Annotated in this window: 21 protein-coding genes and 1 riboswitch; of the genes, 8 read left to right on the top strand and 13 right to left on the bottom strand. The window is 72.6% G+C overall.

The annotated features are described in order from the left end of the window. The first annotated feature begins 293 nt into the window (after positions 1 to 293). From ACW9J6_RS03195 to ACW9J6_RS03185, 3 genes are read left to right on the top strand one after another with little or no spacing between them, the layout of a single operon-like run. Positions 294 to 1271 carry a sensor histidine kinase gene (locus ACW9J6_RS03195; RefSeq protein WP_457114973.1) on the top strand — a complete coding sequence of 326 codons (978 nt, stop codon included), beginning with the start codon at positions 294 to 296 and terminating at the stop codon, positions 1269 to 1271. Positions 1272 to 1309: 38 nt separating this feature from the next. Beyond that, complete coding sequence (locus ACW9J6_RS03190) at positions 1310 to 1546, top strand: putative signal transducing protein (RefSeq protein WP_457114972.1); 237 nt, start codon at positions 1310 to 1312, stop codon at positions 1544 to 1546. After that, positions 1527 to 2282 carry a tRNA1(Val) (adenine(37)-N6)-methyltransferase gene (locus ACW9J6_RS03185; protein WP_457114971.1) on the top strand — a complete coding sequence of 252 codons (756 nt, stop codon included), beginning with the start codon at positions 1527 to 1529 and terminating at the stop codon, positions 2280 to 2282. Before ACW9J6_RS03190 ends, ACW9J6_RS03185 begins: the two co-directional genes overlap by 20 nt. A gap of 60 nt (positions 2283 to 2342) precedes the next feature. On the opposite strand, the gene ACW9J6_RS03180 is transcribed toward ACW9J6_RS03185, so the two are convergent. Beyond that, entirely contained in the window at positions 2343 to 2633 is a 291-nt protein-coding gene (locus ACW9J6_RS03180; RefSeq protein WP_457114970.1) for a hypothetical protein, read from the bottom strand. 296 nt (positions 2634 to 2929) lie between these two features. Between ACW9J6_RS03180 and ACW9J6_RS03175 the strand changes: the two genes are divergently transcribed. From ACW9J6_RS03175 to glyS, 3 genes are all read left to right on the top strand, one after another. Further along, the gene (locus ACW9J6_RS03175; protein ID WP_457114969.1) at positions 2930 to 3793 is read left to right on the top strand and encodes a S49 family peptidase; all 864 of its coding nucleotides are present in this window, start codon (positions 2930 to 2932) and stop codon (positions 3791 to 3793) included. 66 nt (positions 3794 to 3859) lie between these two features. After that, positions 3860 to 4816, top strand: coding sequence for a glycine--tRNA ligase subunit alpha (locus ACW9J6_RS03170; RefSeq protein WP_457114968.1), 957 nt, complete (start codon positions 3860 to 3862; stop codon positions 4814 to 4816). Positions 4817 to 4870: 54 nt separating this feature from the next. Then, entirely contained in the window at positions 4871 to 6973 is a 2103-nt protein-coding gene (gene glyS / locus ACW9J6_RS03165; RefSeq protein ID WP_457114967.1) for a glycine--tRNA ligase subunit beta, read from the top strand. A gap of 482 nt (positions 6974 to 7455) precedes the next feature. Here the strand turns inward: glyS and ACW9J6_RS03160 are convergent, their stop codons facing one another. From ACW9J6_RS03160 to ACW9J6_RS03140, 5 genes are all read right to left on the bottom strand, one after another. Beyond that, the gene (locus ACW9J6_RS03160; RefSeq protein WP_457114966.1) at positions 7456 to 9222 is read right to left on the bottom strand and encodes a hypothetical protein; all 1767 of its coding nucleotides are present in this window, start codon (positions 9220 to 9222) and stop codon (positions 7456 to 7458) included. Between the two features lie 211 nt (positions 9223 to 9433). Beyond that, positions 9434 to 9703, bottom strand: coding sequence for a hypothetical protein (locus ACW9J6_RS03155; protein ID WP_457114965.1), 270 nt, complete (start codon positions 9701 to 9703; stop codon positions 9434 to 9436). 139 nt (positions 9704 to 9842) lie between these two features. Further along, a complete protein-coding gene (locus tag ACW9J6_RS03150) occupies positions 9843 to 10031 on the bottom strand; it encodes a hypothetical protein (RefSeq protein WP_457114964.1) in 189 nt (62 codons plus the stop codon). A 270-nt stretch (positions 10032 to 10301) separates the two neighbouring features. Beyond that, positions 10302 to 10457: a hypothetical protein gene (locus ACW9J6_RS03145; RefSeq protein ID WP_457114963.1), complete on the bottom strand. Its 156-nt coding sequence runs from the start codon at positions 10455 to 10457 to the stop codon at positions 10302 to 10304. 115 nt (positions 10458 to 10572) lie between these two features. Further along, positions 10573 to 11568, bottom strand: coding sequence for a hypothetical protein (locus ACW9J6_RS03140; RefSeq protein ID WP_457114962.1), 996 nt, complete (start codon positions 11566 to 11568; stop codon positions 10573 to 10575). Between the two features lie 218 nt (positions 11569 to 11786). Here ACW9J6_RS03140 and ACW9J6_RS03135 point away from each other — a divergent pair, with 218 nt between their 5' ends. Next, positions 11787 to 11972 (top strand): hypothetical protein, encoded by a 186-nt coding sequence (locus ACW9J6_RS03135; protein ID WP_457114961.1) that lies wholly within the window; start codon positions 11787 to 11789, stop codon positions 11970 to 11972. A gap of 7 nt (positions 11973 to 11979) precedes the next feature. On the opposite strand, the gene ACW9J6_RS03130 is transcribed toward ACW9J6_RS03135, so the two are convergent. Next, positions 11980 to 12198 carry a hypothetical protein gene (locus ACW9J6_RS03130; RefSeq protein ID WP_457114960.1) on the bottom strand — a complete coding sequence of 73 codons (219 nt, stop codon included), beginning with the start codon at positions 12196 to 12198 and terminating at the stop codon, positions 11980 to 11982. A gap of 199 nt (positions 12199 to 12397) precedes the next feature. Beyond that, positions 12398 to 12640, bottom strand: coding sequence for a hypothetical protein (locus ACW9J6_RS03125; RefSeq protein WP_457114959.1), 243 nt, complete (start codon positions 12638 to 12640; stop codon positions 12398 to 12400). A 294-nt stretch (positions 12641 to 12934) separates the two neighbouring features. Between ACW9J6_RS03125 and ACW9J6_RS03120 the strand changes: the two genes are divergently transcribed. Then, positions 12935 to 13696 (top strand): hypothetical protein, encoded by a 762-nt coding sequence (locus ACW9J6_RS03120; RefSeq protein WP_457114958.1) that lies wholly within the window; start codon positions 12935 to 12937, stop codon positions 13694 to 13696. Positions 13697 to 13734: 38 nt separating this feature from the next. Here ACW9J6_RS03120 and atzF read toward each other — a convergent pair whose 3' ends face one another. From atzF to ACW9J6_RS03095, 5 genes are all read right to left on the bottom strand, one after another. Next, positions 13735 to 15513, bottom strand: a complete 1779-nt coding sequence (gene atzF, locus ACW9J6_RS03115) for an allophanate hydrolase (RefSeq protein ID WP_457114957.1) — start codon at positions 15511 to 15513, stop codon at positions 13735 to 13737. A gap of 3 nt (positions 15514 to 15516) precedes the next feature. Further along, entirely contained in the window at positions 15517 to 19065 is a 3549-nt protein-coding gene (gene uca, locus ACW9J6_RS03110; RefSeq protein WP_457114956.1) for an urea carboxylase, read from the bottom strand. A gap of 4 nt (positions 19066 to 19069) precedes the next feature. Continuing rightward, on the bottom strand, positions 19070 to 19696 hold the full coding sequence (locus ACW9J6_RS03105; protein WP_457114955.1) for an urea amidolyase associated protein UAAP2: 627 nt from the start codon (positions 19694 to 19696) through the stop codon (positions 19070 to 19072). Positions 19697 to 19706: 10 nt separating this feature from the next. Beyond that, positions 19707 to 20519 (bottom strand): urea amidolyase associated protein UAAP1, encoded by an 813-nt coding sequence (locus tag ACW9J6_RS03100; protein ID WP_457114954.1) that lies wholly within the window; start codon positions 20517 to 20519, stop codon positions 19707 to 19709. A 327-nt stretch (positions 20520 to 20846) separates the two neighbouring features. Continuing rightward, positions 20847 to 21158, bottom strand: a complete 312-nt coding sequence (locus ACW9J6_RS03095) for a hypothetical protein (protein ID WP_457114953.1) — start codon at positions 21156 to 21158, stop codon at positions 20847 to 20849. 399 nt (positions 21159 to 21557) lie between these two features. Continuing rightward, positions 21558 to 21668, bottom strand: a riboswitch (guanidine-I (ykkC/yxkD leader). Positions 21669 to 21717 lie beyond the last annotated feature (49 nt).

The following is a 21717-nucleotide window of genomic DNA, read 5'->3' as shown; positions in this document are numbered from 1 at the left end:
CACGCTGCCTCCGCGCGAGGTGCCGCAGCCGGGCGATCCCGCATGATCGATCGAGGGGGCGGAGACCGGCACGGGGACCGGCCCGGCTGCTGCTCGCACACCGTACCCCGAAATTGACGATTGTCAACAATCGTCAATTCAACGCCTCTTATGGCTGGCGACCTCGACGCTCCGCCGGCCTGCCCGGCGCGGAAACGCCGCTCCGGCCTGGCTAAAGGGCCTTTGGTTCCGTGAAAATTCCTGCAACGAAGCGGCGTCCGATTCGCCGGATCAGGTCCTCGCACGAGGCGGGAATGCCGCTGCCATTGTCGGTTCAGAAGCTTCGCCGTCGGCGCTGGCACGGCTACGCGATCGGGTTCGCCCTGTTCGCGGTGGCGTGGGGCGTTCGGCTCGCCCTCGGACGCACCCTCCAGGGCGTCCCGTTCGTGACCTTCTTCCCGGCCGTCGTCGCCGCCGCCGTCTTCGGCGGGATCCGCGCCGGCGCGACCACCGCCCTGCTCACCGCCCTCTCCGCCGTCGCGGCCATCCAGGCCGGCGGCGCGGCCCGGCCCGTGGACTGGCCCGGCGGTCTCGTGGCGCTCGGCCTCTACTTCGTCACGACGGGCGCGGTGCTCTGGGTGATCGACGCACTCAACCGGACCATCGACGCGCTGACCGAGGAGCGGGACCGCTCCGCGGCCTTGTACGAGGAACTCCAGCACCGGGTCGCGAACAACCTCGCCTTCGTGTCGAGCCTGTTTCGCCTGGAGCAGCGGCGGATCGCGGAGGGGCACGCGCCCGACACGGTGGAGGTTCTGGAGCGGGCGCAGGGGCGGCTCGACCTGATGGCCCGCATCCACCGGCGCCTGCACGATCCGGACTCCGTCCGGCAGCCCCTGGAGGATCTTCTGCGACACCTCTGCGCCGATCTCCTGGAGGCGGCCGGCGAGTCGGAGCGCGTCGCCGTGACGGTCGCGACGCCCGACGTGGCGTTCCCCCTGCGCCGCTTGCTGCCCCTCGCCCTGATCGTCTCGGAGACGGTCACCAACGCCCTCAAGCACGCCTTTCCGGAGGGGCGGCGCGGCCGGATCGCGATCACTCTGGACCGCGCCGGCGCCGATTACGTGCTGACGATCCGGGATGACGGGCGCGGTCTGCCGCCGGGCTTGGATCCCGCCGCGGGCCGCAGCCTCGGCCTCCGGATCGTGCGCTCGCTCGCGCGCCAGCTCGGCGGAGAGGTCGAGGTCGAGACCGGGAGCGGGGTGACGACCCGGGTGCGCTTCCCGGCGTGAGACTGGCGCGGGGGCGCGAGCCGGGGCATGACACCGCCATGGTCGAGATCCTGCGCACCAACGACATCGTGCTGATCGGCTTCGCGCAGTCGCTGCTCGAAGGCGCCGCCATCCCGGTCCTCGTGGCCGACACGCATATCAGCGCCCTGGAAGGCATGATCGGCGCCTTTCCGCGCCGCCTGCTCGTGCCGGAGGACCATGCGCCGCAGGCCCGCCGGCTCCTGACCGATGCGGGCCTCGCTCACGAGTTGCGCGATGCCACCCGGGGCCGATGACGCCACGTCGTGGCTCGGCGGTCGCCTGCGCCTCCACCAGCCCCCGCCGGGGTCGCACCGCGCGGGCACCGACGCCGCCCTGCTGGCCGCCGCGGCGGGAGAGTCCCGGGGCACGGTGATCGACCTGGGCGCAAGCACCGGGGCGGTCGGTCTCGCCGTGGCGCAGCGCGTGCCGGCGTGCCGCGTCGTGCTGGTCGAGCGCGATCCGGAGGCGGCCGCCCTCGCCCGGGCGAACGTGACGCTCAACGCGCTCGACGCCCGCGTCGCGGTCCTGCAAGCGGACGTGCTCGCGCCGGGGGCGGCACGGCGGGCGGCCGGGCTCTCGCCCGACATGGCGGACCTGGTCCTCACCAACCCGCCCTTCTTCGAGGGAGCCGGGCACCGGCCCTCCCCGGTGGCCGCCCGCGCCGCCGCGCACGGCCTTCCGGCGGGTGGGCTCGACCGGTGGCTGCGCACCTGCGCGGATCTCCTGCGGCCGCGCGGCCGCCTGGTCCTGATCCACAGGGCCGACGCCCTGCCGGCCTGCCTGCGGGCGCTGGATGGCCGATTCGGCGACCTCGCGGCGCGCCCCGTCCATCCGCGGGCCGAGGCCCCGGCCGGCCGGGTGCTCGTGGCGGGTATACGCGGGAGCCGCGGACCCTTCGCGCTGCTGCCGCCCTTGGTGCTGCACGAAGCGGATGGTCGGTTCACGCCGCTCGCCGCCGCCATCCACCGCGGCGAGGCGTTCCCGACGTGATACGGGCGCCCGCGAGCGCCCGTTCGACTGATGCCGCGTGACGGAGCGGGCGGAGCGCGCTCAGAAGTAGAACCGCGGACGGTAGTAGCGACGGTGATAGTAACGGCGGTACGGACGATAGTAATAGTAGCGACGGTACGGCCTGTAGTAGCGGTAGCGGCGATAGGGCCGGTACACGTAGTATCGCCGAACCCAGTAGGCCTTCTCGACCTGCGGCGCCGCGGCCGGCATCGCACCCGCCGCGATCGCGCCGGCGGTCGGCAGGGCCGCGGCCTCGCCGCGGGTCGGCGACAGACCGAGGCCGGCCACGACCAGTGCCAGGACGACCGTCACCCAACGAAGAACACGCATCCACCCTCTCCCGGTAGGCGTCCCGCCGCGGCGAAACAGCGCCGCGTCGGAAACACGAGATGGACGGGGTGCCCCGCGCGGACACCCCGATGATCTGCGCGCCCGGGGCCTCCCGCGCTCAGCGGATCGAACCTGAGAGCTGCAGGAGAAAGTCTAGACCAGTCTTTGGAATAATCAATAAAGCCCAGGACGAAAACTGTGTTTCCGGACTGCGTAGAATCCACCGAGACCCCGCTTGCCGCGGCGGCCGCCCCCGCTTACCTGCGGGGTCCGTCGAGAGGTGAGACCCGTTCCCCATGCCGTTCGCGAACCGGACGTCCCTGCGCGCCCTCCTGCCCGCCCGCTGGCGGCGCGACCGCCCCCTCGTCCCGGTGGTGCGCCTCAGCGGGCCGATCGGCGCGGTCTCGCCCCTGCGGCCCGGCCTGACGCTCGCCGGCTGCGCCTCGGCCCTGGACCGGGCCTTCGGGCTTCCCCGCATCAAGGCCGTGGCGCTGGTGATCAACTCCCCGGGCGGATCGCCGGCGCAGTCGCACCTGATCCATCGCCGCATCCGGGCACTCGCATCCGAGTCGAAGGTGCCGGTCCTCGCCTTCGTGGAGGACGTGGCGGCCTCGGGCGGCTACATGATCGCCTGCGCGGCCGACGAGATCATCGCCGACCCCTCCTCCCTCGTCGGCTCCATCGGCGTGGTCTCGGCGGGATTCGGCTTCCAGGGCCTGATCGAGCGCCTCGGCGTAGAGCGCCGGGTGCACACGACCGGTTCCTCGAAGGCGATGCTCGACCCGTTCCGGCCGGAGGAGCCGGCCGACGTCGCCCGGCTGAAGGGCATCCAGGCCGACATCCAGGCGCTCTTCACCGACCTCGTCGCCGGGCGCCGTCCGAAGCTCGCGGGGGATCCGGCGGAGCTCTTCTCGGGCGCGGTCTGGAGCGGCCGGCAGGGGCTGGCCCTCGGTCTCGTCGACGCGCTCGGCGACCTGCGCGGCGAGTTGCGGGCGCGCTACGGCGAGACGGTCGAGATGCGCGTCATCGAGCCGGCTCGGGGCGGCCTGCTGGCCCGGCTGCTGCGCCGGCGCGAGCCGGGCGCCGAGGTCCTGGCCGCCGTCGAGGGCGCGGTCGCCCTGCTGGAGGAGCGGGCCGCCTACGCGCGGCTCGGGCTCTGAGCCCGGCTCGGGTTGACAGGAGGGGCCACCCTCGTAAACGGGCCGGGCCGTTCCGCGAGACCGCCGATGACCGCCACCGACGACGCCCTGCAACCGACGCGCTCGTTCCAGGGGCTGATCCTGACGCTCCAGCGCTTCTGGGCCGCGCAGGGTTGCGTGATCCTCCAGCCCTACGACATGGAGGTGGGGGCCGGCACCTTCCATCCGGCGACGACCCTGCGGGCGCTCGGCCCCCGCCCCTGGCGCGCCGCCTACGTCCAGCCCTCGCGCCGGCCCAAGGACGGCCGCTACGGCGAGAACCCCAACCGGCTGCAGCACTACTACCAGTTCCAGGTGATCCTGAAGCCCAACCCGCCGAACCTGCAGGAGCTCTACCTCGCCTCGCTGCGGGCGATCGGCGTCGACCTCGCGCTCCACGACATCCGCTTCGTCGAGGACGATTGGGAGAGCCCGACCCTCGGGGCCTGGGGCCTGGGCTGGGAATGCTGGTGCGACGGGATGGAGGTGAGCCAGTTCACCTATTTCCAGCAGGTCGCGGGGTTCGAGTGCGCGCCGGTGGCGGGGGAACTCACCTACGGGCTGGAGCGCCTCGCCATGTACGTGCAGGGCGTCGAGAACGTCTACGACCTCAACTTCAACGGCCTCGACGGGGCGGACCGCGTCTCCTACGGCGACGTGTTCCTGCAGGCCGAGCAGGAATATTCGCGGCACAATTTCGAGGCCGCGGACACCGAGATGCTCTTCCGCCACTTCCGCGACGCGGAGGCGGCCTGCCGCCGCTACCTCGCCTTCGGCGAACCAGCGCAGGGATCGAACGACGCGCGGCACCGGATGGCGCAACCCGCCTACGACCAGTGCATCAAGGCGAGCCACGTCTTCAACCTGCTCGACGCGCGCGGCGTCATCTCGGTGACCGAGCGCCAGAGCTACATCCTGCGGGTGCGGGACCTCGCCAAGGCCTGCGGCGCCGCCTGGCTGCGGACGGAGGCGGGCGGCGCCCCGGGTGCCGGCGCGGGCGGCTGAGCCCGTCCGGCCCCCACCCGCCCCGTCCGAATTCCCTGACCCCGCCGGTACCCGATGCCCGACCTGCTGCTTGAACTCTTCTCCGAGGAAATCCCCGCCCGCATGCAGCGCCGGGCGGCGGAGGACCTGCGCAAGCTCGTCACCGACGCCCTGGTGGAGCGCGGCTTCCTGTACGAGGGCGCCAAGGCCTTCGCGACGCCCCGCCGCCTCGCCCTGCACGTCGCGGGCCTGCCGGTGCGGGGCAAGGACGTGCGCGAGGAGCGCAAGGGGCCGCGGGTCGGCGCGCCGGAGGCGGCGATCCAGGGCTTCCTGAACAGCGCCGGGCTCAGCCGCCTCGACGAGGCCAGAATCGTCAAGGACCCGAAGAAGGGTGAGTTCTACGTCGCGCTGATCGAGCGGCCCGGCCGCGAGACGCTCGACGTGCTGGCCGAGATCCTGCCTTCGGTCATCCGCGCCTTCCCGTGGCCGAAATCCATGCGCTGGGGCGCCGCCTCCGCCGAGCCGGGCGCGCTGCGCTGGGTGCGCCCGCTCCACGCCATCGTGGCGACCTTCGGCCCCGAGACCGAGACGCCGGAGGTGGTGCCCTTCAGCGTGGACGGCATCGCGGCCGGCACCACCACCTACGGCCACCGCTTCCTCGCCCCCGGGCCGATCGAGGTGCGCCGCTTCGCCGACTACCTCCCGGCCCTGGAGCGCGCGAAGGTCGTCCTCGACGCGGAGCGGCGGCGCGACATCATCCTGCACGACGCGCGCGACCTCGCCTTCGCGCGCGGCCTCGCGCTCGTCGAGGACGAGGGCCTGCTGGACGAGGTCGCCGGCCTCGTCGAATGGCCCGTGACCCTGATGGGTTCCTTCGACGAGAGCTTCCTGGAGATTCCGCCCGAGGTGATCCGCGCCACGATCCGGGCGAACCAGAAGTGCTTCGTGCTGCGCGCGCCCTCGGAGGACGGGCGCGAGCGGCTCGCCAACGCCTTCATCCTGGTCTCGAACCTCGCCGCCTCGGATGGCGGCGCGGCGATCGTGGCGGGCAACGAGCGCGTGGTGCGCGCCCGGCTCTCGGATGCCAAGTTCTTTTGGCAGACGGACCGGCGGATCCCGCTGGCGGATCGGCTGCCGAAGCTCGACGCCATCGTGTTCCACGAGAAGCTCGGGACGCAGGCGCAGCGCGTGGCGCGCATCGCCGCCCTCGCCCGGGCGATCGCCCCGGCCATCGGCGCCGATCCGGCGCTGGCCGAGCGCGCCGCGCGCCTCGCCAAGGCCGACCTCGTCAGCGAGATGGTCGGCGAGTTCCCGGAACTGCAGGGCCTGATGGGCCGCTACTACGCGGAACTCCAGGGCGAGGCCCCCGAGGTCGCGGTGGCGATCGAGGAGCATTACAAGCCGCTCGGGCCGAGCGACCGCGTCCCGACCGCGCCGGTCTCGGTGGCGGTGGCGCTCGCCGACAAGCTCGACACGCTGGTCGGCTTTTGGGCCATCGACGAGAAGCCGACCGGCAGCAAGGACCCCTACGCCCTGCGGCGGGCGGCTTTGGGCGTGATCCGGCTCCTGCTCTCGGCCGATGCCCGGCTGCCGCTCACCCCGGAGGTGTCGCGGGCCGCGGCGGGACACGGGGCCGATGCGGCCGGCTTCGCGGCGGACCTGCTCGGCTTCTTCGCCGACCGCCTGAAGGTGCACCTGCGCGACCAGGGCGCCCGCCACGACCTGATCGACGCGGTTTTCGCCCTGCCCGGCCAGGACGACCTGCCGATGGTGGTGCGGCGCGTGGAGGCGCTCGGACGTTTCCTCGACACGGAGGACGGGCGCAACCTGCTCGCGGGCCATCGCCGCGCCGCGAACATCCTGCGCATCGAGGAGAAGAAGGACGGCCGTGCCTACGACGCGGCGCCCGACCCGGCCCGCTTCGCCCTCGCCGAGGAGACGGCGCTGGCCCAGGCCCTCGCGGCGGCGCAGGCCGAGGCCGCGAAGGCGGTCGCCGCCGAGAATTTCGAAGGCGCAATGCGGGCGCTCGCGGCCCTGCGCGTGCCGGTCGACGCGTTCTTCGACAAGGTCACGGTGAACGCCGACGACCCCGCCGTGCGGGCGAACCGCCTCGCGCTCCTCACCGCGCTGCGGTCCGCGACGCTCGCGGTGGCGGATTTCTCGCGCATCGAGGGCTGAGGCGCGGCCCTCCATCGGACGCTCTCGCAGGGCCTAGCCGTTGCTGCGCGAGGGAGGGCAACCCGGTCTGAGAGGTCCGGCGCGGGGAACCCGTCTCCCGCGTTGGCTTGCGGCTTCACGCGTCGGGTCGTGCGCAGGCCCGGCTCCTCGCAGGCCGTTTGCAGAGTCGGACGGCCCCGTCGTGGCTTCGTGGACGGACCGCCCCTGGAAGTCGCACCCTTCCTCATGCTGACGTGCGAGCATCGCGAGCCTCGAAGCACCCCTGACCACAGATCCAAGCCAAGGCCGCTTGGGATCGACCGTTCCGGGGTGCTTCGAGGCTGGCTCCGCCAGCACCTCAGCATGAGGAGTGTTGCGACACCCAGCCACGTCCAGCCGACGCGCCGAACGCCGGATCGTGTGAACAGGCAGGCCCGCACGGGAGAGGGGATCCCGCGCAGGCCGGAGAATTCGCGCTTCGCTTCGATCGAACGGACGGCGTCTCAGTCGATCGCCAAGGGTTTCGTCGCGCAGGGAATGGGACCGAGGACGCGCGGCTGGGGATCGCGATCGGAGGAGACAAACTCCGGAATGCCGAGCCGCCGCCCCTCCGCGGCGCCGAAGGTCGCGACGGAGCCGCGAGCGCAGAGGGCGCGCAGGCCCGCAGCGTCGGCTTGGCCAAGCAGCACGATCCTCGGGCGGTTCGCGAGGTCGGGAGCATTGCGGACGAGGTCGCGGGCATAGGCGATGCCCGTCTCGTCGACCACGACGACGTCCGCGTCGGTGCGCCCGATTGCCCGCGCGGCCGCCACGTAGGGCGCGGCGAAGCGGTGGACGTTCCCGGCGAGGACGGGCAGCACCAGCGCGACGGTCGCGAGGCCGCCGAGCATCACGGCGCCGCGGGCCCGCCGCACCTCCTCGCGGTCCAATCCCTCGGTCGCGGCCATCCATCCGGCGGCCGCGATCAGGCAGGCATTGCCGATGAGGCCGTGGAGGTAGCGGTAGCCCCAGCCGTGCCCCTGCAGCGGGGAGAGCACGGCCATCGCCGCGACCGTGAGCAGAAGGCCGGCCGCGAGCGGCCGCACCACCCCGTCACCCCGGCGCAGGGCCGGCCAGGCGAGCGCCGCGAGCGGCAGCAGGAGCGGGTTCTCCCAAATCCAGAATCGCAGCAGGTTCTTGGCCATCGGGTCGGCGACCGTCCCGCTGAAGGAGGCGAGTTGTTCGACGATACGCGTGACGAGGAAGCGCCCCCCGAGAGCCCCCTCCCCCGTCGCGGTGCCGGAGAGCGCGACGGCGATCGACCAATACTGCGCCCAGAACAAGCCGATGAGCGCGTAGGCACCGGCGTAGAAGGTGACGAGGCGCCAGCGGCGGGCGGTCACGAGTCCGACCAGGAACGGCACCGCAAAGAGCGGGTGGAACACCGCCTGGTGGAGTCCGCAGGCGAGGAATCCGACGAGCACCGCGCCGCCGTGACCGAGCCGCCCCCCGCGCAGGAAAAGGCGCAGCCAGAGCAGGTTCAGGGTGAGATGCGCCGACATCGCGTAGGCGGTCGTCGCCGTCACGAGGACCTGCGGCGCGGTGGCGAGGAGAAGCCCCGCCACCAGCGCCGCGTCGGGCCGCGCCGGCCAGAGGCGACGGGCGATGTCGACGGTGAGCCAAGCCGCGAGGCCGGCGAGCACCGCCCCGGTCAGCCGTTCCGCGCCGACGAGGCCGAAGCCCGCGCGCAGCATCGCGCCAACGGGCAGGTAGGTAGAGGCCCAGGCCGCGTGGCCCGGCACCGGCAGCACGAACTGGGGCGCGAGCGCGGGAACGAGATCGCGCCACTCCGGGGCGACGGGCGCGAGGAGACGGCCCGACCGGAAGATGCCGGCATCGAACTCCGCCATCACCTCGTCGTAGGAGAGCGGGAAGCCGCCGTGCAGGAGCCAAGTGAGCAGGGCCGCCGCCACGGCGAGCGCCACCCCCAGGGCGATCCCGGGGCGACGCGCGAGCCCGTCCGGGCCTGCAAACGCGTCGAAGCGCGCCAGAAGAGCGATGAGCACGAGCCCGAGCACGGCGGCCGCCCGCCCGAGGGCGGGGCGATCCGCGTCGAAGAAGACGCCGAGAAGCGTGACCTCGGCGCGAAGGAGGCCCGACGCCCACAGGCAGGCGGCGATCGTGCCGGCGAGGGCGATCACGATCGCGCCACGCAAGGCGGCCCATGCCCGGTCCGGGCTGCCGGCGGCAAGGCGCCGGACCACGGCGGGAGAGGAGACCGAGATCGGCATGCGCGGCGATGTCGTCAGCAAGTCTGCGGAGATGGGGACCGACGACGCGCGTCGATCGCTCCAGCCTCCGTCCGATCAAACTGGACCGCCGATGGTTAAGGAAGCATCCTCACGATGCTCTCACGAAGGGCACGACGAGGTTCCTCGGCCCTTTGCTCGGACTGAGTCGTCGCGACGCGCAACGCACCCGGCCGGAATCCCAGCCGCGCCGTCACGCCGCGGTGGGCAGCGCGGCCGCCCGGCGCGACCCGGTCCCGCGACTCCAGGATTGGAACAGGTAGTAGCCGTTCCAGCGCGCACCTTGCCGCGCGACCGCCGGGAGGAAACCCTGTGGCGCTGCGGCCTCCGAGATCTCGGAGACGAAGGTCCAGCCGGGCGCCCGAATAAAGCCAGGCACGGGCAGCCATTCCGGCACTGCACAATAAAGGTCACCCTTATGTGCATTGCAAAACAAATTGTACTGCGCGACATCGCGGCTCATGAGCGTCATCCCATGCCGCCGCACCTGTACTTTGGTGCAAGAGCCCGTGTCAAGACGAGAAAGCACGTAATCTAAAGATCGACCTGGAGTGATTTGAAGCGCGCGTGCCGGATCGCACGCGGGTGCGCAGCCGCGCGCCTCACCTCAGCGCGAACCCGAAGGGCGCCGGCCGGTCAGAGTCGATCGCGTCCGCGACGCTCAGCGCCGTCCCGATCACCAGCAGCGCGAGCCCCGCCGCGATGAGCCCGATCGCCTCGATGGGACGCCACGCGCCGCGGCGGCGGCGGGCCTGGCCCGGACGGGGCCGGTGGACGATCACACGGGACATCTGCGGTTAGCCTTGCTGCCGGACCCGCCGGCATGGTCTGCCGCGCGGATCCGTCGATCTCGGCTCGACGCTAGGCGCTGACGGTTAACAAGTGATTGCACCCAAGTTCAGCGCAAGCTTCGCGGCTCACCGCGCGCCGACCGGGCAGCCCGCCATCTGATCGAACCGTCAGTCGACAGCGTAACGCCAGACTCGCGAGACGGCGTTTGCCTGCCGTCTTCGACGCGTGGATCGGATCGTGCCGCCCGATCCGGCGCCCCGGGCTCCGCGTCAACCGATGCTGTAGCTGCGCTCGATCAGCACGCCGCAGCTCTCGGCGAGGCTGAACGCGAGCTCCCGGGTCAGGCCGAAGATCAGCGGCGTGTCGCCCCGCAGGAGGGTGTAGCTTCCGTCCGGCTTGACCGTGATACGGATGGACGTCGACATCGGTGTCTCCCTGCGGCGGCCGGGTCCTTGCCTCGGCCGCGCTTTTATGGGCGGGCACGTTAGGCTGATTCGCGGTCCGACTGAAGGGGGGAGCGCCGTCCGCGCCGGGGCGGCGTCAGCGCCCGAACAGCACCGCCTCGCTGTAGGTCAGATCTCCCGGGTCGGGTCGGTGGGCGCCACGGAAGATCTTCGATCCGCGCTCGCGGAAGAAACGCCCGGGCACCCCCGCGACGGGTTCGTTCGCATCGACCACGAACCAGGGCATGGCCTGATGGCGCAGGAGATGCCGCCCGAGAGCCCCAGCCCAGGACGCGAGATCGAGACTCGGGGAGCGATAGACGAGCTGCAGGCTCGGAACCCGCAGGACGCCGTTCCCTCCCGGCCGCAGGTTGAGGCTCCGCCACTTGAAGAGGACGACCCCGACGCCCTCCGCGCCACTACAGATCATGCCGATGCAGCCGTAGGCGAGGTGGTCGGTCACGAGGCGCGCCTCGCCCGGGGGTAGCCGCGCGAGCGCGTCGTTCGTGCAGGGATGGATGCTCTGGCCCGTTCCCCGCCGCGCCAGGGCCGGGAAGGCGAGGAACTGGCCGCGGCAATAGGTCTGGAAGCCGCGCACGGCGTGGATGGCGAGCGTGTGCGGCGCGGGCGACAGGTTGACGTAGGTCGTGGTCCGGTCGCGCATCGCGTGGTTGTCGAGCAGGACCGCGTAGGAGCGGAAGGGCGGCTCCACATACCAGCTCGACAGGTTGCAGCGCAGGTGGTGACCGCCGTCGCGCTCGACCACGCTGTAGAGGGTCAGCAGGACGCCGACCAGCACCCCGTCATGGACCAGGACGTAGCCGTAGCGGGGCAATCCGGGCGGGAGCGCCCGGGCGCGGTGGCGCGCGAGGCCCCGCCGCCAGTCGGCCTCCGGCTGCGCGGGGAACCCCCGCGCCAGCAGCCGCACGACCCCCGCGATGTCCCCGTCCTCGATCGGGCGGCAGCGCACGGGCGTGGCCCGCGGATCTCCGCCGGCGCCCGGACGCTCGGGTCGTGCCCCCGGCACCGGCGCGACGGACCTGCCGTGCCGCGCCGGTTCATGGTCGACCATGTCGAGGGGGAGGGCTCGCATCAATCACTTCCCGCAGACGTGCCGATCTGCACCGTCCCGGCCCGCTTCGCGAAAGCCGGGCCAGCCGTCCGGACCGGCAAACGTCCCGATCCGCGCCGGTGGCGGGCTATCGCCGCGTCATCCGCCGCGCGGGCGTTTCGAAGTTGGACATGGGGGCCGGCCGCGCCAATGTGGGGCGGCAACGGTCGGCGGTCGACCGTCCGGTCGGCGAGGTGGCGATGGCGTCAGGAGGGTCCGACGACGAGGCGGCGCAGCGCCGGCGCGCCCTCGCGGCGCTGGTGCTGGTCGTCGTCCTGGTGATCGGGAGCGTCTGGGTGTTCTCCGCCCTGCGGCGGGAGGCGCAGCGCGAGGACTGCCTCGCGTCGCACCGGCGGGATTGCGGCGACGTCGAGCCTGGACGCTGAGCGCCGCTCAGCGGCCCGGGTTCAGGATCCGCCGCACCTGATCGTAGAACTCGACCGTGGCATCCTTCTCGCCCGGGGCGCGCTCGTCGTTCGAGGCGACCGCCCGCGTCTGCGTGTCGATGCGGCCGTTCACCGTCGGGGCGAAGCGCGGATCGTTGTCCTGAAGGTACTTGGCGATCATCCGCACCGCCGTCTCCACCACGCGAAGCCTGATCTCGCTGTCCATCGCCCGTTCATCCGTAAGTCGCGTCCGGTCCGGCCACCGGGGACAGGTCGCGCCCGGACGAAGCGCGCGATCCGTCCCCGATCGCGACGGACGACACTGCGCTGCCCGGAGCGATGCCCACCGTTCCGTTGCGGACATCATTGATGGATCGCCTTAAGAAAGCGTCGATCCTTCGGTCCGCCGGTCGACGAAACCCACGTCAGGCCCGCGCGTGGCGCGCGCGATGCCGCTGAAATCCGATCACCCGGCGGCCCCTCTCCCAGATCTCGACGTCGAATGGCAGGTCGAGGCCCCGCGCCTTGAGCAGCGCCTCGACGTCGTCCTCCGCGTCGATCCGCTCGACGCCGACGATGCGGTCCGCCTCGATCAGGTAGGCGCGATAAGCCAGCGGTCCGATCGACGACGCGCCGTCAGAGTCCAGAGATTTGCAACGACATGCCATAGGTGCCCGCCTCGTCTGGGCGGGAGATCCCGATCTCCCCTATAGCCAAGTTGTTCATTATCGAAACCGATGTCAAGGGCATCTTGATACAGTCATTTCGAAATATCGCTATGTCGAATACCGGCTCTCAGCCACAATGGTCGGGCGATATTGCCATCGCTGACAAGAGGGCTGCCCGGCGGCCTCGCCGCCTGCCGAGGATCGATTCCCACATCTCCGGGCCGGGCCGGGCGTTGCGACGGTTCCCGAAGTCCCTAGAAGACAATCGCCCCCGCTGCGGACGGAACAGACGCCATGCCCCCGGTCATCGTCGCCCTCGCCCTTGCCCGGGACGCCGCCGCGCCGCAGCTTCTGGCGGATCTCGGACGCGGGGGCGAATCCGGACCCGCGGTCCCGGGCCTCGCGCCGCTCCTCGCGCAACTCCCCGCCCCCTTCGCCGACGAACCCGCAACGCTGCTTCTGGCCCTCCTGCTCGCCGCGATCCTCGTGATCCTCGCGGCCTCGCTCCGGTCGGGCGCGCGGCGCGAGAGCCTGCACCGCAAGCAGCTCGACGCGACCCTGCGGGCCATCGAGGCCCAGGCCGCCGCGCTCGACCTGCAGCGCGACGCGAGCGCGCGGCAGCTGCGCGCCTATGTCGACGTGGCGGCGATCTCCTTCCAGCGCTTCGCTCCCGGCCAGGACATCGTCGTGCGGATCGAGCTGCGCAATCACGGGCTCACGCCCGCGCGCGACCTGATGCCGTGCTTCCGGCTCGTGGTGGCACCCTTCCCGGCCGCGGACTTGCCGGAAGTCGAGACCGCGCCGGAGATCCTGCCCCTGACCCTCGCGGCCCGGGAGACCCGTGCGCTGACCCAGGGGCTGGACCTCCAGACGGCGCCCGGCGTGGCCGAGCGGCTGCTCGGCGCCCAGCTCGGGCTCTACCTCGTCGGACGGGTAACCTACCGGGACGTCTTCGGCGTCGCGCACCGGACGGCGGTGAGCCTGGTGGCGACCGGCGAGCGGATCCGCGGTCGCCAGCCCTTCCTGCCCTGCGAGGCGGGCAACGAGGCCACCTGACGGGGAAGTCCGCCCGCGGCGGCAGCGCCCGCCGCTGATCAGCGCGTTACGTAGGACCGCCAGCCGCCATAGGCGGTGACCTCCTCCGCGCCGAGGACGCCATGCGCCTCGCACAGGAAACCGGGGACCTGGGTGCCGTCGTCCAGGGTGATCTTGCCGATGCCGAGCGGTGCCGGGATGTCGGCCACGAACCGCCCGAAGGAGGCGGGGGAAAGCGCCCAGACCTCGATGGCGAGGCCCGGGCCCGCGAAGCCCGGATCCCGGACGAGGCCGGGTTTCGGGGGACGGGTGCCCGGGAGCGCGAAGAGCCGGTAATCGGGGGCGGTTCGGCCCTCCCGCATCAGCCGCGCCCCGAGCGCGACGAGGTCCGGGTTCAGCGGCAGCCCCGACAGGTGCGCTCCCACCACCGCGAGGGGGATCGCGTCGTCGGCCCCATGCCCCGGCTCCGGATCGGGGATCCGCGCCGTCCGCTCCAGGCCGAGGCCCTCACCCAGAGCCGCGTGCAGGGCCTCCGCGAGGGGCGCCAGGGCCTCGTCGCTGGATCCCGGGCCGATCAGGGTGACGCCCGCGGGCAGGCCGTCGCCGCGGAAGCCGGCCGGCACGGCGATCGCCGCCAGGCCGAGGAGATTGGTGAAGTTCGTGTAGAGGCCGAGGCGGCTGTTGAGCCGGATCGGATCGGCCATCATGGCGGCGACCGTGTACGTCGTCGGCGCGGTCGGGAGCAGCAGGTGGTCGACGCTCTCCCATGTCGGCGCGATCCGGCGCTTGAGCGCGTCGAGTGCGGCGAAGCCCCGGAAGGCATCGGCGGCACTGAAGCGGCGGCCCGATTCGATGATGGCCCGGACGCTCGGGTCGAGATCTGGCCCGTGCGTGGCAAGGAAATCCTCGATCGGCGCCAGGCGCTCCGCCACCCAGGGGCCCTCGTACAGGAGCGCCGCCGTCTCCCGGAACGGCGCGTAGTCGATCGGGATTGCGACGGCGTCGAGCGCCGCGAGAGTGTCCACCGCCTGCGCGTAGAGGCGGGCAGCCTCGGTATCGCCGAAGAACTCGCGGTCGCCCTCGGCGAGCACGCCGACCCGCGGGCGGGCAGGCAGCCCGGCGGGCGCGGCCATGCGCGACGGGTCGCCGCCCTCCGCCACGCGCCGCACCGCGATCCCGTCCGCGACGGTCGCCGCGAAGACCGAGACGCAGTCGAGGCTGCGGCAGGCCGGCACGAGACCGTCGGTCGGGAGGCGGCCGGGCGTCGGCTTGATGCCCACGAGGTTGTTGAAGGCGGCCGGCACGCGGCCGGAGCCGGCAGTGTCGGTGCCCAGGGCGAAGCTCGCGAGCCCCGCGCCCACCGCCACCGCCGATCCGGAGCTCGAACCGCCCGAGATGTGCTCCGGGCTGAAGACGCTGCGCGGGGCGCCGTAGGGCGAGCGCGTGCCGTTGAGGCCGGTCGCGAATTGGTCGAGATTCGCCTTGCCGACCACGAGCGCGCCGGCCGCCCGCAGCCGCGCCACCACCGCCGCATCGGCGGCGGGCGTGTACGCGAAGGCCGGGCAGGCGGCGGTGGTGGGCAGGCCCGCCACGTCGATGTTGTCCTTCACGGCGAAGGGGATCCCCCACAGGGGGAGGCTGTTCGGCGCGGGGTGGCGCGTCTCAAGGTCCCGCGCCGCCGCCACCAGGGCGTCGCGGGCGACGGTCGTGATGAACACGGCCTTGTCCGGATAGGCCGCGATGCGGTCGGCGAGGGCCTCGGCGAGGCCGACCGGCCGCAGCGTGCCGGAGGCGTAGAGACCGCGCAGGCGCGCGAAATCCAGGATCGTCGGCAGCATCGTTCAGACCTCCTCGATCACGGCGACCAGGTCGCCGGCCCGCAGGGTGCGGCCGGCCTGCCCGCGCAGCTCGCGGATCCGACCGGCGGCAGGCGCCCGCACGGTCATCTCCATCTTCATCGCTTCGAGGATCGCGATCGGCTGGTCGGCCCCGACCACGTCGCCCTCGGAGACTAGGATCTTCCAGACGTTGCCCGGCACGCTGGTCGGCGCGCCGAAGCAGCCGGGCGGGATCGCGCCGGCCTCGGCGGGCCCGCCGTCCTCGACCACGAAGCTGTCGAGGCCCTGCGCCTTCCAGCGCTCGCGCTCCGCCTCGAAGGCCGCCTGCCGCCGGAGCGCGGCCGCGGCGATCGGCGCGGCCTCGGCGGCGAGGAGCGCCCGATGCGCGGCGTACGAGAAGGCGCCCTCCTCGATGCGGATCGGGTAGGCGCCGTGCGGGAAGGCCTCCCGCGCTTCGAGGAGTTCACCCGCGCTTACGGGGAAGAATCGGATCCGGTCGAAGGGCCTGAGGAGCCAGGGGGTGCCCGGCGCGAAGTCCCGGGTCGTCCGCCACGTGTTCCAGACCTGGATGGTGCGCCCGAACAGCTGGTAGCCGCCCGGACCCTCCATGCCGTAGATGCACATGTAGGCGCCGCCGATGCCCACGGCGTTCTCAGGCGTCCAAGTCCGGGCCGGGTTGTACTTGGTGGTGACGAGCCGGTGGCGCGGATCGACCGGCGTCGCCACCGGCGCCCCGAGATAGACGTCGCCCAGGCCCATCACGAGGTGCTGCGCGTCGAACACGATCTCCCGCACCGCCGCCTCGTCGGGCAGGCCGTTGATGCGGCGGATGAACTCGATGTTCGAGGGACACCACGGCGCGTTCGGCCGCACCAGATCCTGGTACTTGCGCATGGCGAGTTCCGCCTGCGGATCGTTCCAGGACAGGGGCAGGTGCACGATCCGGCTCGGCACGCTGACGTCCTCCAGGGGCGGAAGTCCGGCCTCGATCTGGCGCAGGGCGTCGAGCAGCCGCCGCCGCGGAAGACGGCGCCCGTCGTAGTGGATCTGCAGCGAGCGGATGCCGGGGGTCAGATCGATCACGCCGGCGAGGCGCGCCGCGGCAACCGCCTCGGCAAGAAGATGGACTCGCAGGCGCAGGCCGATGTCGAGGCTCATCGGACCGTACTCGACGAGGAGATTGTCGTCGCCCTGGCGCCGATAGACCACCGGCACCGGCCCGGCGTCGTCGCGGGCGAGGATGGGGGAGCCGGTCTCCGCGACGGGGCGCCGCACGGACGGGGCCGCGGCCACCATCTCTGCGCCGACCGGGTCGTCCGGCCGGGGCTCGGGCCGGAAGCGGACCGTGTCGCCAGGCCGGAGCTGGCCGAGCTTCCAGATCTCGTCCCGCGCGACCACTGCCGGGCAGACGAAGCCGCCGAGGCTCGGCCCGTCGGGACCGAGCAGGATCGGCATGTCCCCGGTGAAGTCGATGGCGCCGACCGCGTAGGCGTTGTCGTGCAGGTTCGACGGGTGCAGGCCCGCCTCGCCGCCGTCCCGGCGGGCCCAGCGCGGCGTCGGCCCGATCAGCCGGATGCCGGTCCGCGCCGAGTTGAAATGCACCTCGTAGGGTTCGCCGAACAGGTCGGCGATGTCGGCGTCCTGGAAGAAGTCGGGCGCGCCGTGCGGGCCGTAGACGACGCCGATCTCCCAGTCGCCGGTCAGGGGCGCCGGCTCCGGCGCCGTGGCCGGAACCGTCGGCCCGTCCGCGAGGTGCAGCGTGTCACCGGCCTTCAGCGCCCCGGTCGCGTGGCCGCCGAAGCCCCCGAGCGCGAAGGTCGCCCGCGAGCCGAGGATGACGGGCGCCGCGAAACCGCCGCGGACCGCGAGGTAGGCCCGCTGCCCCGGCCCGGCGATCGTGCCGATCGCCAGAACCTGGCCGGCGCCGACCGTGAAGGCTCGGCCGTGGGGCTGCGGCACGCCGTCGAGCGTGAGCGCCATCGCGGCCCCGGCGAGGGCGACCAGAGCCTCCGCGTGGAAGCGCAGCACCGGGCCCGACACGGTGAGTTCGAGGGCGCAGGTCTCGGCGGGATTGCCCACGAGGGCGTTGGCGGCTGCGAAGGAGCGGGGATCCATCGGCCCGCTCGGCGGCACCCCGACAGGCCAGAGGCCGAGCCGGCCCGGCAATTCCTGGAGGGTCGATTGCGGGCCGGGCGACAGCACCGCCACGCTCCGCGGCGCGAAGGCGAAGTCCCGGAGCGCCGTGGTGGCGACCTGGCCGCTCGCCAGCAGGTCGGAGGCGGCGATGGCCCGCAGGTACCCGAGGTTCGTCTCGATCCCCGCGACGCGCGTCGCGGCGAGGGCCGTCCGCAGGGCTGCAATCGCCGCCGGGCGGTCCGGGCCCGCCACGATGATCTTGGCGAGCATCGGGTCGTAGAAGGGCGTGACGTCGGTGCCGGTGGCGATCCAGCCGTCGACGCGGATGTCGGCGGGAAAATGCACCTCAGTCAGAAGACCGGCGCTGGGGGCGAAGTCGGCATGGGGGATCTCCGCGTAGAGGCGCGCCTCGATCGCCGCCCCCTTCGGCACCAGCGGTCCCGCGGCGCCGATTGGGTCCTCGCCGGCCGCCTGGCGGATCATCCACTCGACGAGGTCGATGCCGAACACCGCCTCGGTGACCGGGTGCTCGACCTGCAGGCGCGTATTGACCTCCAGGAAGGAGACATCCTCCCGCACCGGATCGTAGATGAACTCGACGGTGCCGGCCGAGGCGTAGGAGACGCTCTCGCCGAGCGCCACGGCTGCTGCATGCAGCCGCCTGCGGACGGGGTCGGGGAGGCCCGGCGCTGGCGTCTCCTCGATCACCTTCTGGTTGCGGCGCTGCAGGGAACAGTCGCGCTCGCCGAGCGCCACCACGCGCCCCTTCCCGTCCCCGAAGATCTGCACCTCGACGTGGCGTGCCGCGGGCACGAAGCGCTCCAGGTAGACGCGCGCATCCCCGAAGCTCGCCCGCGCCGTGCGCTCCACCGCGGCGAAGCGCTCGGCCAGTTCCGCGGCCGAGCCGCAGAGCTGCATGCCGATGCCGCCGCCGCCCGCGGTGCTCTTGAGCATGACCGGGTAGCCGATCACCTCGGCCGCCGCGAGCGCGGCCGGCAGGTCGGGCAGGAGGCCGCTGCCCGGCAGGAGCGGCACGCCGGTCGCCTGCGCGAGCGCGCGGGCCTCGTGCTTGAGGCCGAAGGCGCGCAGGTGCTCGGGCCGCGGACCGATGAAGGCGATGCCCTCGGCGGCGAGCCGCTCGGCGAAGGCCGCGTTCTCGGACAGGAACCCGTATCCCGGATGCACCGCCTGCGCGCCGGTCGCCCGGCAGGCCGCGACCACCGCCTCCTCGTCGAGGTAGCTCTGGGCGGCCGGGGCCGGGCCGAGGCGGACGGCCTCGTCGGCCTCCCGCACGCCCGGCGTGAAGCGATCGGCATCCGAGTAGACCGCGACCGAGCCGATCCCCATGCGCCGCAACGTGCGCACGACCCGGCGGGCGATCTCGCCGCGATTGGCGACCAGGACCTTCGCGAACATCGCCTCACGCCCCGTCCCGGATGGTCACGCGGATCGGCGTCGGGTCGAAGCCGTTGCAGGGATTGTTGATCTGCGGGCAGTTCGAGATCACGCAGATCACGTCCATCTCCGCCCGCAGCTCCACGTAGTCGCCGGGCTGCGAGACCCCATCGGCGATCACGAGGTCGCCGTTCTGCTCGATCGGCACGTTCATGAAGAAGTTGATGTTGGGAACGATGTCGCGCTTCGACAGGCCGTACTTGGCGAGTTCGAGGATGAAGTTCTCGCGGCAGGCGTGCAGGTACTTGGTCGCGTGGCCGAAGCGGACGGTGTTGCTCTCGCAGGAGCAGGCGCCGGCGGCGGTGTCGTGCCGGCCGCAGGTATCGGCGGTGACCGTCAGCATCACCCGGCCCTCGCTGGACATGACCGGCGTGCCGGTGGTGACGTAGGCCGCCCCCTGCGCCCGGATCGTGTCCTGCGCGGAGTAGCGCTCGCCCATGTCGTCGGCGCGGTAGAACAGGGTGTCGACGGCCTGGCAGCCCTGGCTGTCGGTGATGCGGAGGATCTGGCCGCGGCGCACCAGGCCGGACCAGGGCGCCTCGGCCGGGACGACCTCGTCGCGCAGCACGGCCTTCGGATCGGTCACGCTCATGATCCCCTCCTCACAGGCCCGCGGCGGCGTTGTTCTCGAAGCCGCGGACGGCCTCGATCGTGGCGGTGCGGCAGAGGTCGTCCGCCGCCGGCGCCGCGGCGCGGAAGCGGACCGCCGCGATGGGATTCGGCGCGTAGTCGGGCGCGGGATCGAGCGGATGCGGGCAATTGGAGAGAGCGACGATCAGGTCCATCTCGGCGCGCAGGTCGACGAAGTCGCCCGTGCGGCGGCCGGCGGTGCTCCAGGCGAGCCGGCCCTCGGGCCCGACCCGGACGGGCGCGAAGACGGAGAGGCAGGCCGGCACGTCGCGACGGTCGAGCCCGTGCTTGGCGGCCGCCAGGACCAGGTTGTCGCGGGTGTTGCGGTGGGGACCGCCCGGATAACGCGCCGCGTTGGTGGCGGCGTTCGAGCCGCCCGCGAGCGCGTCGTGGGCGGCGCAGGAATCCTCGACCAGCGACAGCATCACCCGCCCCATGTCGGAGAAGAGGACGCGGCCCTTCGACAGAGCCGCGCTCCACTGCACCTTCACGGTGTCGGCGATGTTCAGGCGCTCGGTGGTGTCCGCTTCGTTCCAGGCCACCAGGGCGACGCAGGACGGCCCGTGGTCGAGGGCGAGGCGCAGCGCCTCGCCGCGCCTGAGCCGGGTCGTCCAGTACCAGCCGCCCGGGATGATCTCGCGATGGACCACCGCGGAGGGATCGATCGGGACCTCGCCCCGTTGGCTGGGCGGCGGCAGCGCGCGGGCCGCGTGGCCCTGAGCGGCTTCCTTCAGCGCCTCGTAGCGTCGCCGGTTCTCGGCGATCGTCGCCTCTGTCCGGGGCATGGCCCTACTCCTTCAGGATCGGACGGGTCGTCCCGTCGCCCAGAACCCCATCGCGGCCGGGTCGTCCCGGCGGGGCGGAAGGCGGTGTCGATCGGGAGGGTGCCGCGAGACCCGCGGCGCGCCCGAGCGTGCGCAGAACGGTCATTCCACCTCGTCGCCGATGCAGGTCAGGCGGTTCACCTCCGCGACGGCGGCCCCCTCGGCGGGCGGCCCTGTCGTTGGGGGGATGGATCAGCGCGTCGAGGCGCGCCCGCGTCGCGCGGAATTCCGGCATCGGCACCTGATCCGGGCTGCGGGGCCGCGGCACCAGCACCTCGATGAGTTCGCTCACCTCGCCCGGATGCGCCTCGAGCACGAGGATCCTGTCGAAGAGGTAGACCGCCTCGTCGAGGTCGTGGGTGCGGAGGAGTCGAACCACGCGAAGGTGGCGTCGATGGCGGCCTCCTTCAGCCCGGCCTTGTCGATGGCGACCTGCCACGCCACCCAGCCCGGCCAGTCGCTGTCGCCGATACGCAGCGGCGCGGCGTCGAGCGGCGAGGCCGCGAGCAGGCCCGCCGAGAGGCCGAGCACCAGCAGGAGGGTGTCTCCGCCCCGGCGGAGGCGGTTTCGAACCTCTGCGAACCAGGCCCGACGTGACATGCGCGATCTCCGGACGCGGGGGGTCGGACGGCCCGTGGGGGAGAGGGCGGCCCGGAGGGTGGTCGAGGACGGGAGTGGATCGGAGGGACGCGGCGTCGCTCACGTCGCGATGCGGCCGCAGCGGCCGTCCCTGCTGCCGACGGCGAGGCCGGGGCGGGTGGCGTTCGGGATCAGCGGCGGGGCTGCGGCCCGGCGCGACGTCGGTCGCGAGCCGGTTCCGGCGGAGCGCGCGGGTCGAGGGATCGGCACCGAGGGACCGGCGGACCATGCGAATCGACGCTGCTCGGCCCGGGTTGGGCCGCGGTCTGGGCCCGTCGCGACATCGTCGGCCATCGAATCCCCTTCCCGCCGCTGAAAGGGATTGCGCACGACCATCGCTCGCCATCCCTGGCCAGTGAGGTCTCCCGGGTTTTTGTCCCGCCGTGCCTCCGGGCGGATGTCTCCCGCACCGGCGACCGCTCTCGGACCAGACGCGCCCTGAAGGACACCGGAACCCTAGCGATCAACTCAAATTCGAGAGTAACGAACCGTCGTCCGCAGGGTCAACGGCGCGCCGTTG

It is taken from the genome of Methylobacterium sp. JK268, assembly GCF_054052225.1.
The sequence above is the reverse complement of the archived record's forward strand: the minus strand, read 5'-3'. Positions and strand labels throughout refer to the sequence as shown.

Bases quoted from the DNA above. Each gene is read 5' to 3' on its own strand.
- ACW9J6_RS03195 (WP_457114973.1), top strand. From the start codon at position 294: ATGCCGCTGCCATTGTCGGTTCAGAAGCTTCGCCGTCGGCGCTGGCAC.
- ACW9J6_RS03190 (WP_457114972.1), top strand. From the start codon at position 1,310: ATGGTCGAGATCCTGCGCACCAACGACATCGTGCTGATCGGCTTCGCG.
- ACW9J6_RS03185 (WP_457114971.1), top strand. From the start codon at position 1,527: ATGCCACCCGGGGCCGATGACGCCACGTCGTGGCTCGGCGGTCGCCTG.
- ACW9J6_RS03180 (WP_457114970.1), bottom strand. From the start codon at position 2,633: ATGCGTGTTCTTCGTTGGGTGACGGTCGTCCTGGCACTGGTCGTGGCC.
- ACW9J6_RS03175 (WP_457114969.1), top strand. From the start codon at position 2,930: ATGCCGTTCGCGAACCGGACGTCCCTGCGCGCCCTCCTGCCCGCCCGC.
- ACW9J6_RS03170 (WP_457114968.1), top strand. From the start codon at position 3,860: ATGACCGCCACCGACGACGCCCTGCAACCGACGCGCTCGTTCCAGGGG.
- glyS (WP_457114967.1), top strand. From the start codon at position 4,871: ATGCCCGACCTGCTGCTTGAACTCTTCTCCGAGGAAATCCCCGCCCGC.
- ACW9J6_RS03160 (WP_457114966.1), bottom strand. From the start codon at position 9,222: ATGCCGATCTCGGTCTCCTCTCCCGCCGTGGTCCGGCGCCTTGCCGCC.
- ACW9J6_RS03155 (WP_457114965.1), bottom strand. From the start codon at position 9,703: ATGAGCCGCGATGTCGCGCAGTACAATTTGTTTTGCAATGCACATAAG.
- ACW9J6_RS03150 (WP_457114964.1), bottom strand. From the start codon at position 10,031: ATGTCCCGTGTGATCGTCCACCGGCCCCGTCCGGGCCAGGCCCGCCGC.
- ACW9J6_RS03145 (WP_457114963.1), bottom strand. From the start codon at position 10,457: ATGTCGACGTCCATCCGTATCACGGTCAAGCCGGACGGAAGCTACACC.
- ACW9J6_RS03140 (WP_457114962.1), bottom strand. From the start codon at position 11,568: ATGCGAGCCCTCCCCCTCGACATGGTCGACCATGAACCGGCGCGGCAC.
- ACW9J6_RS03135 (WP_457114961.1), top strand. From the start codon at position 11,787: ATGGCGTCAGGAGGGTCCGACGACGAGGCGGCGCAGCGCCGGCGCGCC.
- ACW9J6_RS03130 (WP_457114960.1), bottom strand. From the start codon at position 12,198: ATGGACAGCGAGATCAGGCTTCGCGTGGTGGAGACGGCGGTGCGGATG.
- ACW9J6_RS03125 (WP_457114959.1), bottom strand. From the start codon at position 12,640: ATGGCATGTCGTTGCAAATCTCTGGACTCTGACGGCGCGTCGTCGATC.
- ACW9J6_RS03120 (WP_457114958.1), top strand. From the start codon at position 12,935: ATGCCCCCGGTCATCGTCGCCCTCGCCCTTGCCCGGGACGCCGCCGCG.
- atzF (WP_457114957.1), bottom strand. From the start codon at position 15,513: ATGCTGCCGACGATCCTGGATTTCGCGCGCCTGCGCGGTCTCTACGCC.
- uca (WP_457114956.1), bottom strand. From the start codon at position 19,065: ATGTTCGCGAAGGTCCTGGTCGCCAATCGCGGCGAGATCGCCCGCCGG.
- ACW9J6_RS03105 (WP_457114955.1), bottom strand. From the start codon at position 19,696: ATGAGCGTGACCGATCCGAAGGCCGTGCTGCGCGACGAGGTCGTCCCG.
- ACW9J6_RS03100 (WP_457114954.1), bottom strand. From the start codon at position 20,519: ATGCCCCGGACAGAGGCGACGATCGCCGAGAACCGGCGACGCTACGAG.
- ACW9J6_RS03095 (WP_457114953.1), bottom strand. From the start codon at position 21,158: ATGTCACGTCGGGCCTGGTTCGCAGAGGTTCGAAACCGCCTCCGCCGG.